Here is a 12777-nt window from a genome sequence, read left to right as displayed (position 1 = left end):
TGTATGGCACAGCCGGAATTCGAAGAGGTGGTCGAGGATTTCGCCTTCCTCGACGATTGGGAAGACCGCTACCGACTGGTGATCGAGATGGGCCGGGACATGGAGCCGCTGGACGAGGCGCTGAAGGTGCCCGCGACCAAGGTCGATGGCTGCGCGAGCCAGGTCTGGCTGCATCCGCGCATCGAGGCGGGGCGCTTCCATTTCCGCGGCGACAGCGACGCGATGATCGTGCGCGGGTTGATCGCGGTGCTGCGCAAGCTCTATGACGGGCTGCCCCTGGGCGAGGTCGCCAAAGTCGATGCGCGGGCCGAGCTTGGCCGGCTGGGGCTCAACGATCACCTCTCGGCGCAGCGGTCGAACGGCTTGCGCGCGATGATCGAGCGGATTCGCACCCAGGCGGTCGAAGCGGCCTGATCGAGCGCCCGGACCGGCGATCCGGCGGGCTGCGCGGTGGCCCGCGCAGGCATGTCATGACCGGGGCTTTCCCTAGGGGAAAAGCCCCGGTCGGTTTTTCACGTTTTCCTCGAAAGAGGAAGATCGGGCGGCGTCGCGCGGTTTTTCCCGCGGGGTCACGATCCCGGGGGAACGCCGGACGGCAATGGGGTTAACCGCCCGGCGCATCCCGAGAGGCATCCCGAACCGATCAGTCCTGGATGCTCTCGAGATAATAGGCGAGCGAGAGGATCTTGCCGCGCGTTTCCAGCACGCTGCCGTAATCCATGTCGCCGCGGCCGTTCCGGCTGAAGACATCGCCATAGACCGGCATCGGCCCGCCATGGGCGCGCACGCCGGTCCGCCCGTCGATGATGTGGATCACCTCGAGCATCGGGAAGACGCCGTCATTGCGCGCCGACAGCCCGTGCAGATCGGGCACTTCGGTGGTCAGAAGATCGGTCAGGGGACCGTCGCCCATGGCTTCCGCCCCGTGGCAGGTGGCGCAGAACTGCGTATACAATGCCTCGCCGTGGTCGCTGTCCTGCGCCATGGCTTGCGTGGCCAGACAGAATGCGGCTGCGGCAAGCGCGGCACGTGTGAACTTCCTCGTCACGATGAACCTCCCTCGTTGAGAACGGGCGGCCCGATCCGGGGCACCCGGAAGGAAGTCTGGCATGCAAGGGCAGCTGCGCTCTTGAGCGAGATCAATCGCTTGCCCGGATGCACGCCGGTGCGGCGGCGCGCGGCCGATCGCCTGCGGTCCAAGGGGGGAGTGCTGCGACCCGAGGGCGTCCGCCCCGCGGCCTAGCCGTTGCCCTTGCCGGTAAAGCGCGCCGCATCCGCCGCGGCCCGGCGGATCGCGTTCGATTTGTGCACCGTCTCCTGGTACTCCGCTTCGGGGTCGCTGTCATAGACGACGCCGCCGCCCGCCTGGATATAGAGCTTCTCGTCCTTCACCACCGCGGTGCGCAGCGCGATGCACATGTCCATGTCGCCACCGGCCGAGAAATAGCCGACGCCGCCGCCATAGATGCCGCGCTTTTCGGGCTCGAGCTCGTCGATGATCTGCATCGCGCGGACCTTGGGCGCGCCCGACACGGTGCCCGCGGGCAGGCCCGCCAGAAGCGCCGAGAGCGCGTCGTGATCCTCGCTGAGCTCGCCCACCACGTTCGAGACGATATGCATGACGTGGCTGTAGCGCTCGATCACGAATTGCTCGGTGGGGTGCACCGTGCCGATCTTCGACACCCGCCCGGTATCGTTGCGCCCCAGATCCAGGAGCATCAGGTGCTCGGCCAGCTCCTTGGGATCGGCCAGCAGGTCGGCTTCGTTGGCGTCGTCCTCGGCGGGCGTCGCGCCGCGCGGGCGCGTGCCCGCGATGGGCCGGATCGTCACTTCGCGCCCGAAGACCCGCACGAGGATCTCGGGGCTGGCGCCGATCACCTGGAAGCCGCCGAAGTTGAAATAGAACATGAAGGGCGAGGGGTTCGTGCGCCGGAGCGAGCGGTAGAGCGCGAAGGGCGGCAGCGGGAAATCCTGCGTCCAGCGCTGCGACGGCACCACCTGGAAGATATCGCCCGCGCGGATATATTCCTTGGCCTGCTCGACCGCGGCCTTGTAGCCCTCATGGGTGAAGTTCGACACCGGCGCGCCCAGCTCCGCGGCCTCGCCCAGCATGCGGGCCTGCTGCGGCAGCGCGCGTTCGAGATCGCGGACCGCATCCATCACCCGTTCGGCGGCCTGCGCATAGGCCGCGCGCGCCGATTGCCCGGACGACACCCAGGCGGGCGAGACCACGATCACCTCGCCCTTCACACCGTCGAGCACCGCCACCACCGAGGGCCGGATCAGCGTCGCGTCGGGCAGGCCCAGCGGATCGGGATTGACGTCCGGCAGATGTTCCACGAGGCGGATCATGTCATAGCCGAGATAGCCGAAAAGCCCCGCCGAGGCCTGCGGCAGGCCCTCCGGCAGGTCGATGCGGCTTTCCTCGAGGATGGCGCGAAGCGCGGTCAGCGGGTCGGCATCCATCGGCTCGAAGGCCTGCGCGTCGAAGCGCGCCCGCCGGTTCACCCGCGCCGCGTCGCCGTGGCATTGCCAGACCACGTCGGGCTTCATGCCGATGATGGAATAGCGCCCGCGCACCTCGCCGCCGGTGACCGATTCCAGCATGAAGGCGTCGCTCGCGGCGCCCGTAAGCTTCAGCATCAGCGAGACCGGTGTATCGAGATCGGCGGCGAGCCGGGCGAAGACCACCTGGTTGCGGCCGGCATCGTAGGCGGCCTCGAAATCCGCGAAGGAAGGGGTCAGTTCGGCCATGCGCGGATCACTGGAGCGAGGAATTGACGGCGTTGAGCGCGTCCTGGTTCACCGTGACGCCCGCGCGGGTCTGGATATCGGCGGCCAGCGCCCGGAACAGATCGTCGGCCAGGGCCGCCTCGGCCTGTTGCGACAGCTGCTCGGCAAGCGACCTTGCGGCCTCGCTCTCGGTATCGGCGGGGGTTACCGCATCGACGCGGATCACCGCGACCCGGTCGCTGCCCGCGACGGCGATGGCCGTGCCGGCCTCGGCGTCGAAGGCGTCGGCGATGGCGCCGCGGGGCAGGCGGTCCTGCGGGGTGGTGCGCTCCACACCGGCGATGGTGGTGGCGGGCAGGTTGCGATCCGCAAAGCTCGCACCTTGGCTGAGCGCCTCGGCATGCGCTTCTGCCTGTACGAGCAGCGCCTCGGTGATGCGCGCCTCTTCCCAGGCGGCGGCGACCTCGGCCTCGACCGTCTCGAACGGGGCCGGGGCGGGCGGGTCGATGCCGTCGACGCGCAGGGCGAACATGCCGCCATCGCCCAGCTCGACGACCTCCGGGTAATCGCCTTCCTCGGCCGCGCGCACGGCGCGGTTGAAGGCGGGATAGGCGGCGATGCCGCTGTCGCTGTCGCGGGTCCAGGCGATCTCGCCCAGCGTCATGTCGGTTGTCTGCGCCAGTTCCTCGAGCGTCGCTCCGCCCGCAAGCTCGTTGTCGAAGCTTTCCGCCTGTGCCGCCAGCACCCGGCGCGCGCGGTCGAGGACGAGCGTGTCGCGCAGCATCGGCACCGCCTCTTCGAAGGAGGTCTCCACCGCCGAAAGCTCGGCATTGACGCGGAAGAGCGCGGGGCCGAGGCCGGTGGGGGCGGGGCCCGCCACGCTGCCCGTCTCGGCGGCGAAGACGGCCTCGGCCGCGTCACCCAGATCGTCGCGCGACACCGCGCCCAGATCGGTGTCGGACAGGGAGAGGCCGCGCTCGGCGACCAGCGCCTCGAAGCTGATCTCGCCCGAGGCGATCCGCGCCGCGGCCTCCTCGGCCGCCGCCGCGCCCGAGAAGACCAGCCGCTCGACCAGCCGCCGCTCGGGCATGTTGAACTGCGAGGATTGCTCCTCATAGGCCTCACGCAGGGTCTCTTCGGGCACCTCGAGGCTGTCGAGGATCATGTCCGGCGTGACCCAGGCATAGGTCACGCGCTTGGTCTCGGGGATGGTGTAGCGGTCGATATTCTCGTCGTAGAAGGCGCGCAGATCGTCCTCGGTGGGGCTGTCGATGCCGGCCTCCAGATCGGCGGCGGTCAGCACCGCATAGGTCAGGTCGCGCGTCTCGCCCGCATAGGCGATGATCGCGTCGGTGTAGGCGGCGGGCATGGTCAGGCCCGAGAAGACGCCGCCCTGAAAGACCGTGCGCGCGGTCTCGTCGCGCAGATCGGCCTCGAACTCGCCCTCGGTCATGCCCGCATTGTCGAGCGCGAAGGCATAGGCGTCCCGGCTGAACTGGCCGTTCGGTCCCTGGAACGCGCCGACCTGCGCAAGCTCCGCCGCGACCGCCGAATCCTCGACGGAGATGCCGAGCCGCGCCGCCTCGTAATCGAGCGCCCGGGTCAGCACGAGCTGCGAGAGCACCTGCGTGTCGAGCCCGGCCTGCCGCGCCTCCGAGAAGGAGACCGCCGCCCCGCGCTGCGCCTGCAGCGCGCGCAGCTCCTGCTGGACGGCGCGGGCATACGCGTCGACGCTGACCTCCTTGTCGCCCACCGCGGCCACACTGCGGGCGGTGCCCGACAGATTCACGGCGCCGAACCCGGCAAGACCGACGAGCAGCAGGCCCATCAGGATCCACAGGAAGAACTTCGAAATACGGCCAGCCTTGAGTGCCATGCGGGCTCCTCGATGGATGCGGAAAACAGGGTCGGACACACGTCTAGGCGAGAGGCCCCGACCCCGCAAGGGCAGGGCCGCGTTGCAGCCTCAGTCGTCGGCGCCGTGGAACGGTTTGACGTATTGCAGCGCCATGTCCCAGGGAAAGAAGATCCAGGTGTCCTGGCTCACTTCGGTGATGAAGGTGTCGACCATGGGCCGGCCCTTGGGCTTGGCATAGACCGTGGCCACATGCGCCTTCGGCATCGCGCGGCGCACCACTTCCAGCGTGCGGCCGGTATCCACGAGGTCGTCGACGATCAGGATGCCGCTGCCGTCGCCCACCACGTCCATGTCCGGGCTCTTGATGATGCGCGGTTCGGACTGGGTCTGGTGGTCGTAGCTTTTCACGCTGATCGTGTCGACGGTGCGGATGTCGAGCTCGCGCGCGACGATCATCGCCGGGGCCATGCCGCCTCGGGTGATCGCCACGACGGCGCGCCAGCCGCCTTCGGGCACGTTCGATTGCAGCCGCCAAGACAGCGCGCGCGCGTCGCGGTGCAGCTGGTCCCAGCTGACATGGAAGCCTTTTTCATGCGGCAGAAGATCGGTCATGACAGCGAATTCCTATCGGTCGAGCAGAAGGCGCAGGCCGAGCGCACCGAGCACCGCCGCGGCGATGCGGTCGATCGCGGCCTTCAGGCGCAGATAACCCGCGCGGGCGGGCGGCGTGGCGAGCAGGGCGGCGAAGAGGCCGTAGACCACGACCTCCACGGCAAAATGGTTGGCGAGGATCAGCGCTTTCTCGGTGACGCTGAGGCCCGCGGGAAAGATCACCACGAGGACCGAGGCGGCGAACAGCACCGATTTCGGATTGGAGAGGTTCACGAGCATGCCGCCCAGAAACGCGCGCCGGCCCGGATGGGCCGTCTCCGCAAGCGGCTTTTGCGCATCGCGCCAAAGCGTGTAGGCCACGTAAAGCAGGTAGAGCGCGCCGCCGATCTTCAGGACCAGATAGGCCGCGGGCACCACCACGAAGACCGCCTCGAGACCGGCTAGCGCGAGGGACGTCCAGAACACCGCCGCCACCGCAAGGCCCAACCCCGTGGCAAATCCCGCCCGGAATCCGCCCGCAATCGACTGGCGCAGCGCGAACAGAAGCGCCGGGCCCGGCGCGGCCATCGCCGCCAGAAGCGTCAGGTTGAAGGCGATGAGGTGGGCGACCTCCATCGGCTCAGCCCTTGGTGATATCGGGGGCGTCGACGGCCTTCATGCCGACGACATGGTAGCCCGCATCGACGTGATGCGTCTCGCCGGTCACGCCCGCGCCGAGATCGGACAAGAGGTAAAGCGCGGAATTGCCCACGTCCTGGATCGTGACATTGCGGCGCAGGGGCGAATTGTACTCGTTCCACTTCATGATGTAGCGGAAATCGCCGATCCCCGAGGCCGCGAGCGTCTTGATCGGACCCGCCGAGATCGCGTTCACGCGGATGCCGTCCTTGCCCAGATCCTCGGCGAGGTACCGCACGGAGGCCTCCAGCGCGGCTTTCGCGACACCCATCACGTTGTAATGCGGCATGATCCGTTCCGCTCCGTAATAGGTCAGCGTCACCGCGGATCCGCCCTCGGTCATCAACTTCTCGGCGCGCTGCATCACGCTGGTGAAGGAATAGACCGAGATATCCATCGTCATGGTGAAATTGTCGCGCGTTGTGTCCACGTAACGGCCGCGCAATTGCGTCTTGTCGGAATAGCCGATCGCATGGACGACGAAATCGAGGCGGTCCCACTTTTCCTTGAGCCCGTCGAAAAGCGCGTCGATCGAGGCCTCGTCGCCCACGTCGCAGGGCAGCACGATATCCGAGCCGAGACTTTCCGCCAGCGGCCCCACGCGCTTTTTCAGCGCGTCGCCCTGATAGGAGAAGGCCAGCTCCGCCCCCGCATCCGCGCAGGCCTTCGCGATGCCCCATGCGATCGACTTGTCGTTCGCGAGGCCCATGATCAGCCCGCGCTTGCCCGCCATAAGAGAGTTTGACATCGCCCGTCTCCACCCAACATCTGTCCTGATGTCCTTTAAGTGACCGGGCAGGGGCCATCAAGGGCACCTTCGGGTCGCGGGACAGGACAGGACAAAACCGGGGGATCCGAGCAGATGAGTGAACGTACGGGCATTTTTGCGGGCGACGACCCGTTCGAGATCGCGCGCAACTGGCTGGCCGAGGCCGAGAAGACGGAAGTGAACGATCCCAACGCCATCGCGCTGTCCACGGTCGATGCGGACGGGCTGCCCAATGCGCGTATGGTGCTGCTGAAGGATATCGAGGCGGATGCCTTCGTCTTCTACACGAATTACACCAGCCAGAAGGCCACCGAGATCGAGGCGGCGGGCAAGGCCGCCTTCGTGATGCACTGGAAGTCGCAGCGCCGTCAGATCCGGGTGCGCGGGCTCACCGAAAAGGAGGAAGGCCCGGCCGCCGATTCCTATTTCGAATCACGGTCGCTCAAGAGCCGACTCGGCGCCTGGGCGTCCGATCAGTCCTCTCCGCTCAATAGTAGGGCGGAATTGATGGCTAAAGTCGCACATATGACAACAAAATTCGGCACAAACCCGCCGAGACCCCCCTTCTGGGGAGGTATCCGTATTCGTCCGGTTGAGATAGAATTCTGGGCAGACGGAGCGTTCAGACTGCACGATCGTTTCGTTTGGCGCAGGAAATCGGCCGCGTCGGACTGGAATATCGAGCGTCTCTCACCCTGAGACCCGACATTTCATGTGACGTGAACGGTTGAACGCACGTTTTGATTGAATTAGGCCGTGTGTTCCGGCGGTGGTCCACCGGGCTTGGCGTTCACCGGCTTGCGGGTAGTATATGCAAACTGACCATGGAGAGACGCGCGTTCTGGGAACGGTGAAATGGTTCGACCCGGGTAAGGGCTTCGGATTTGTTGTTGCCGACCACGGGGGTCGTGACATCTTGCTCCACGCAAACGTGTTGCGGAATTTCGGACAATCCTCTGTGGCCGATGCGGCGCGGGTCGAGATCTCCGTGCAGGAGACGCCCCGCGGCTTCCAGGCGACCGCCGTGCACATGATCCTGCCGCCGGTCGAGGACACGACGCCGCCGCTTGCGGATTTCGAGGATATGAGCCCCGAAGTGCTCGCCGCCGCGAAGCGCGAACCAGCCCGGGTCAAGTGGTTCGACAAGTCCAAGGGCTTCGGCTTCGCCAATGTCTTCGGCAGTGACGAGGATGTGTTTATTCACATCGAGGTCTTGCGCCGCTCGGGACTTGCCGATTTGTTGCCCGGCGAGGCGATCGTCCTGCGCGTGGTGCAGGGCAAGCGCGGGCGCATGGCGACGGAGATCAGTTCTTGGGAAAGCGCGGTAGAGCGGTAAGAAACGGGCTGGCGGCGATCCTTCTGGGTCTCGCGGGGCTTGGCCTGAATGCGAACGCGGCGGCAGCGCAGGACTGCAGTGCGGACCGCATCACCCTGCGCGGCGATTTCGGCACGGCAAGTTTCCGCGTCGCGGTGGCCGATACGCCCGGAGCGCGCGCGCAAGGCCTGATGAACGTTCCCGAAATGGATCGATTCGCCGGCATGCTCTTCGTCTATGAAAAGCCGGGAAACGTGGCCTTCTGGATGCGCAACACGCTCATCCCGCTCGACATGATCTTCGCCGACGAGACCGGGGTGGTGCGCAAGGTGCATGCCAACGCGATCCCTGGCGACGAGACACCCATTCCCGGCGCCCCCGGCACGCAATACGTGCTCGAGATCAATGGCGGGCTCGCGGCGACGCTGGGCATAGCCCCCGGCACCGAGATGCGCCACCCGGCCATCGAAGAGGCCGCCTGGGCCTGCGCGGCGGAATAAAGCGGCTTTTCAAAGCCCGGTGCGGCGGCTAGACGGAGCGCGTCGGGGCGTGGCGCAGCCTGGTAGCGCGACGGTTTTGGGTACCGTAGGTCGTAGGTTCGAATCCTATCGCCCCGACCATCTCTCACCAACATCATGAAATCCCGGGGCGTTTTGCGATCCGCGGCGCCGCGCCGGCGCCAGCGATTCGCGAATTGCGGGGCGAAATCGCGCAGGTACGTCGCGGCCTGTGGCCTCGCGGCACCAATCGCACCCGCGCGGGTCTCTTTATTCGATACACAAGATATGGGGGATAACTCGTGGCATAAACCGCGGAAATGCCGATTTCCTTGGGCTTCGATATGTGGATGAATCGCAGGGGCCGGGGCAGGGGATGTGGCGCACCCATTGGTCAACACCAAATATAGCGTCGAATTTCAAAAAATGCCGTTGACGGAATCGCGAGGTAACGCGAATGTAGCGTCTACCGGGTCGGGGGACCGCTAGATTTAGTGGTGACGCCACGGGGGCACATCGAAGAACATCTGCAGGTTTATCTGCCATCCGGCCGTGTACGTGGCCGGACAGGAACGGTCTTCGCCTGGCGCCCACGACCCGGCTGAACATTTGAGTTTCACGCTAAATGGGGCAGCGTCACATGAAGATCGATCGTCACTACACCACAGCCGGACAGGACGCATACGAGGGCATCTCGTTCGTCACCACCGCCTCCGAGATCCGCAATCCGGACGGCACGATCGTCTTCCGCCTCGACGAGATCGAGGTGCCCGCGTCCTGGAGCCAGGTCGCTTCTGACGTGATCGCGCAGAAATATTTCCGCAAGGCGGGCGTGCCCACCGAGCTGACCCGTGTCGAGGAAAAGGACGTGCCGGAATTCCTGTGGCGCTCCGTGCCCGCCTCGAAGGACACGCCGCGCGTGGGCGAAACCTCCTCCAAGCAGGTCTTCGACCGGCTGGCGGGCGCCTGGGCCTATTGGGGCTGGAAGGGCGGCTATTTCACCACCGAAGCGGATGCCCGCGCCTATTACGACGAAATGCGCCACATGCTGGCCACCCAGACGGCGGCCCCGAACTCGCCGCAATGGTTCAACACCGGCCTGCACTGGGCCTATGGCATCGACGGCCCGGGCCAGGGCCACTATTACGTCGATTACAAGACCGGCAAGCTGACCAAGTCGAAGTCGGCCTACGAGCACCCGCAGCCCCATGCCTGCTTCATCCAGTCGGTGAAGGACGACCTGGTGAGCGAAGGCGGCATCATGGATCTCTGGGTCCGCGAGGCGCGTCTTTTCAAGTACGGCTCCGGCACCGGCACCAACTTCTCGAGCCTGCGCGCCGAGGGTGAGAAGCTCTCGGGCGGCGGCAAGTCCTCGGGCCTCATGGGCTTCCTCAAGATCGGCGACCGCGCCGCGGGTGCCATCAAGTCGGGCGGCACGACGCGCCGCGCGGCCAAGATGGTGATCTGCGACGCCGATCACCCCGATATCGAGGAATTCATCAACTGGAAGGTCAAGGAAGAGCAGAAGGTCGCGTCCATCGTCGCGGGCTCCAAGATGCACGAGCAGATGCTCAACGGCATCTTCGCCGCCATCGCCGCCTTCGACGGCTCGGCTGAGGGCGCCTATGACCCGAAGGCGAACCCGTCGCTGAAAGAGGCAATCCGCGCCGCCAAGAAGGTCCAGATCCCCGAAACCTACGTCAAGCGCGTGCTCGATTACGCCAAGCAAGGCTATACCTCGATCGAGTTCCCGACCTACGACACCGATTGGGACAGCGAAGCCTACGCCTCGGTCTCGGGCCAGAACTCCAACAACTCGATCCGCGTGACCGACGCCTTCCTCAAGGCCGTCAAGGACGACGCACCCTGGGAGCTTTACAACCGCACCGACGGCTCGGTCGCCAAGACCATCTCGGCGCGCGAGCTCTGGGATCAGGTGGGCCACGCCGCCTGGGCCTGCGCCGATCCCGGCATCCAGTTCCACGACACCGTCAATGCCTGGCACACCTGCCCCGAAGACGGCGAGATCCGCGGCTCGAACCCGTGCTCGGAATACATGTTCCTCGACGACACGGCCTGCAACCTCGCCTCCATGAACCTGCTGACCTTCCTCAAGGACGGCAAGTTCGACGCCGAGACTTACATGCACGCCACGCGCCTGTGGACCCTGACGCTCGAGATCTCGGTGACCATGGCGCAGTTCCCCTCAAAGGAGATCGCGCAGCTCAGCTACGATTTCCGCACGCTGGGCCTCGGCTACGCCAATATCGGCGGCCTGCTGATGAACATGGGCTACAGCTATGACAGCGACGAGGGCCGCGCGCTTTGCGGCGCGCTGACCGCGATCATGACCGGCGTGGCCTATGCCACCTCCGCCGAGATCGCCGGCGAGCTGGGCGCCTTCTCGGGCTACGAGCGCAACAAGGCGCACATGCTGCGGGTCATCCGCAACCACCGCAACGCCTCCTACGGCGCCACCACGGGCTACGAGGATCTGGCTGTGAAGCCGGTGCCGCTCGATCATGCGAACTGCCCCGACGCGACGCTCGTCGATCTGGCGATGTCGTCCTGGGACGAAGCGCTGAAGCTCGGTGAGGCGCATGGCTACCGCAACGCGCAGACCTCCGTCATCGCACCCACCGGCACGATCGGCCTCGTGATGGATTGCGACACGACCGGGATCGAGCCCGACTTCGCGCTGGTGAAGTTCAAGAAGCTCGCGGGCGGCGGCTATTTCAAGATCATCAACCGCTCGGTGCCCGCCGCGCTCGAGAAGCTCGGCTATGCCTCCGCGCAGATCGAGGAGATCGTCTCCTACGCGGTCGGTCACGGCTCCATCGGCAATGCGCCTGCGATCAACCACACCTCGCTGGTGGGCCACGGCTTCGGCCCCGCGCAGCTGGAAAAGGTGGATGGCGCGCTGGCCTCGGCCTTCGACATCCGCTTCGTCTTCAACCAGTGGACGCTGGGCGAGGAATTCTGCCGCGAGGTGCTGGGTATTCCGGCGGCCAAGCTCAACGACCCGTCCTTCGACCTGCTGCGGCACCTGGGCTATACCCGCGCCGAGATCGAGGCGGCCAACGACCATGTCTGCGGCACCATGACCCTCGAAGGCGCGCCGCATCTGCGCCAGGAGCATTACCCGATCTTCGATTGCGCCAATCCCTGCGGCAAGAAGGGCAAGCGCTTCCTCGGTGTCGACAGCCACATCAAGATGATGGCCGCCGCGCAGAGCTTCATCTCGGGCGCGATCTCCAAGACGATCAACATGCCCAACGATGCCACCATCGAGGATTGCCAGCGCGCCTACGAGCTTTCCTGGTCGCTTGGCACCAAGGCCAACGCGCTCTATCGCGACGGCTCCAAGCTCAGCCAGCCGCTGGCCTCCGCCCTCGTGGAGGATGACGACGAGGCCGCCGAGATCCTCGAAAGCGGCTCGGCGCAGGAAAAGGCCGCCGTGCTGGCCGAGAAGATCGTCGAGAAGATCGTCATCAAGGAGGTCGAGAAGGCCACCGCCCGCGAGAAGATGCCCGAGCGCCGCAAGGGCTACACCCAGAAGGCCATCGTGGGCGGGCACAAGGTCTACCTGCGCACCGGCGAATATGCCGACGGCTCCCTGGGCGAGATCTTCATCGACATGCACAAGGAAGGTGCCGGGTTCCGGGCGATGATGAACAACTTCGCCATCGCCGTCTCGGTCGGCCTTCAGTACGGCGTGCCGCTGGAGGAATTCGTCGACGCCTTCACCTTCACCAAGTTCGAACCCGCGGGCATGGTGCAGGGCAACGACTCGATCAAGAACGCGACCTCGATCCTCGACTACATCTTCCGCGAACTGGCCGTCTCCTATCTCGACCGCACCGATCTGGCGCATGTGAAGCCCGAAGGGGCCACCTTCGACGATATCGGCCGCGGCGAGGAAGAGGGCGTGTCCAACGTCCGGGAACTCTCCGAGAGCGCGGCGTCGAAGTCGCTGCAGGTGCTCAAGCAGATCAGCTCCTCGGGCTACCTGCGCAAGCGCGTGCCGCAGGAACTGGTGGTGCTGCAGGGCGGTCAGGCGACGGCCTATGCCGCGCCCGCCGATCCCTCCTCGGCGCTGGCGACGCTGATGCCCGAGACCACCACGACCACGACCCTCGCCATGAAGTCCGAAACGACGACCTCCGGCATGACCAGCATGGACGCCCCCACCAAGGCGCGCATGCAGGGCTACGAGGGCGAGGCCTGCGGCGAATGCGGCAACTACACGCTGGTGCGCAACGGCACCTGCATGAAGTGCAACACCTGCGGCGGAACCTCCGGCTGCAGCTGATGC

11 protein-coding genes and 1 tRNA gene are annotated in these 12777 nt (G+C 66.0%); 6 read left to right on the top strand and 6 right to left on the bottom strand.

Annotation, left to right across the window (positions count from 1 at the left end; translation table 11 throughout):
• Positions 1 to 3: 3 nt before the first annotated feature.
• Positions 4 to 414, top strand: coding sequence for a SufE family protein (locus BW990_RS11105; RefSeq protein ID WP_076448108.1), 411 nt, complete (start codon positions 4 to 6; stop codon positions 412 to 414).
• Between the two features lie 229 nt (positions 415 to 643).
• Here BW990_RS11105 and BW990_RS11100 read toward each other — a convergent pair whose 3' ends face one another.
• The 6 genes from BW990_RS11100 to fabI form a co-directional block, all read right to left on the bottom strand.
• Positions 644 to 985 carry a c-type cytochrome gene (locus BW990_RS11100; protein ID WP_083950564.1) on the bottom strand — a complete coding sequence of 114 codons (342 nt, stop codon included), beginning with the start codon at positions 983 to 985 and terminating at the stop codon, positions 644 to 646.
• 254 nt (positions 986 to 1239) lie between these two features.
• Positions 1240 to 2754, bottom strand: coding sequence for an anthranilate synthase component I (trpE, locus tag BW990_RS11095; RefSeq protein ID WP_076448106.1), 1515 nt, complete (start codon positions 2752 to 2754; stop codon positions 1240 to 1242).
• Between the two features lie 7 nt (positions 2755 to 2761).
• A complete protein-coding gene (locus BW990_RS11090) occupies positions 2762 to 4609 on the bottom strand; it encodes a peptidylprolyl isomerase (protein ID WP_076448105.1) in 1848 nt (615 codons plus the stop codon).
• A gap of 90 nt (positions 4610 to 4699) precedes the next feature.
• Positions 4700 to 5203 carry a xanthine phosphoribosyltransferase gene (gene gpt, locus BW990_RS11085; RefSeq protein ID WP_076448104.1) on the bottom strand — a complete coding sequence of 168 codons (504 nt, stop codon included), beginning with the start codon at positions 5201 to 5203 and terminating at the stop codon, positions 4700 to 4702.
• Positions 5204 to 5215: 12 nt separating this feature from the next.
• Complete coding sequence (locus BW990_RS11080; RefSeq protein ID WP_076448103.1) at positions 5216 to 5818, bottom strand: LysE family translocator; 603 nt, start codon at positions 5816 to 5818, stop codon at positions 5216 to 5218.
• Positions 5819 to 5822: 4 nt separating this feature from the next.
• A complete protein-coding gene (fabI, locus tag BW990_RS11075) occupies positions 5823 to 6629 on the bottom strand; it encodes an enoyl-ACP reductase FabI (RefSeq protein ID WP_076448102.1) in 807 nt (268 codons plus the stop codon).
• Positions 6630 to 6743: 114 nt separating this feature from the next.
• Between fabI and pdxH the strand changes: the two genes are divergently transcribed.
• The 5 genes from pdxH (at position 6744) to BW990_RS11050 (ending at position 12774) form a co-directional block, all read left to right on the top strand.
• On the top strand, positions 6744 to 7349 hold the full coding sequence (gene pdxH / locus BW990_RS11070; protein ID WP_076448101.1) for a pyridoxamine 5'-phosphate oxidase: 606 nt from the start codon (positions 6744 to 6746) through the stop codon (positions 7347 to 7349).
• 112 nt (positions 7350 to 7461) lie between these two features.
• Entirely contained in the window at positions 7462 to 7986 is a 525-nt protein-coding gene (locus tag BW990_RS11065; protein ID WP_076448100.1) for a cold-shock protein, read from the top strand.
• A complete protein-coding gene (locus BW990_RS11060) occupies positions 7962 to 8465 on the top strand; it encodes a DUF192 domain-containing protein (protein ID WP_407690134.1) in 504 nt (167 codons plus the stop codon). The genes BW990_RS11065 and BW990_RS11060 overlap by 25 nt, the downstream gene beginning before the upstream one ends.
• Positions 8466 to 8508: 43 nt before the next feature.
• Positions 8509 to 8585: transfer RNA gene (locus BW990_RS11055), tRNA-Pro, on the top strand.
• A 517-nt stretch (positions 8586 to 9102) separates the two neighbouring features.
• On the top strand, positions 9103 to 12774 hold the full coding sequence (locus BW990_RS11050; protein WP_076448099.1) for a vitamin B12-dependent ribonucleotide reductase: 3672 nt from the start codon (positions 9103 to 9105) through the stop codon (positions 12772 to 12774).
• Positions 12775 to 12777 lie beyond the last annotated feature (3 nt).

The sequence above is a fragment of the Roseivivax lentus genome (assembly GCF_900156805.1).
Classification (GTDB): Bacteria; Pseudomonadota; Alphaproteobacteria; order Rhodobacterales; family Rhodobacteraceae; genus Roseivivax; species Roseivivax lentus.
The sequence above is the reverse complement of the archived record's forward strand: the minus strand, read 5'-3'. Positions and strand labels throughout refer to the sequence as shown.

Coding starts and splice junctions, on each gene's coding strand:
- BW990_RS11100 (WP_083950564.1), bottom strand. CDS start 985: ATGGCGCAGGACAGCGACCACGGCGAGGCATTGTATACGCAGTTCTGC.
- gpt (WP_076448104.1), bottom strand. CDS start 5,203: ATGACCGATCTTCTGCCGCATGAAAAAGGCTTCCATGTCAGCTGGGAC.
- BW990_RS11065 (WP_076448100.1), top strand. CDS start 7,462: ATGCAAACTGACCATGGAGAGACGCGCGTTCTGGGAACGGTGAAATGG.
- BW990_RS11090 (WP_076448105.1), bottom strand. CDS start 4,609: ATGGCACTCAAGGCTGGCCGTATTTCGAAGTTCTTCCTGTGGATCCTG.
- trpE (WP_076448106.1), bottom strand. CDS start 2,754: ATGGCCGAACTGACCCCTTCCTTCGCGGATTTCGAGGCCGCCTACGAT.
- BW990_RS11080 (WP_076448103.1), bottom strand. CDS start 5,818: ATGGAGGTCGCCCACCTCATCGCCTTCAACCTGACGCTTCTGGCGGCG.
- pdxH (WP_076448101.1), top strand. CDS start 6,744: ATGAGTGAACGTACGGGCATTTTTGCGGGCGACGACCCGTTCGAGATC.
- fabI (WP_076448102.1), bottom strand. CDS start 6,629: ATGTCAAACTCTCTTATGGCGGGCAAGCGCGGGCTGATCATGGGCCTC.
- BW990_RS11050 (WP_076448099.1), top strand. CDS start 9,103: ATGAAGATCGATCGTCACTACACCACAGCCGGACAGGACGCATACGAG.
- BW990_RS11105 (WP_076448108.1), top strand. CDS start 4: ATGGCACAGCCGGAATTCGAAGAGGTGGTCGAGGATTTCGCCTTCCTC.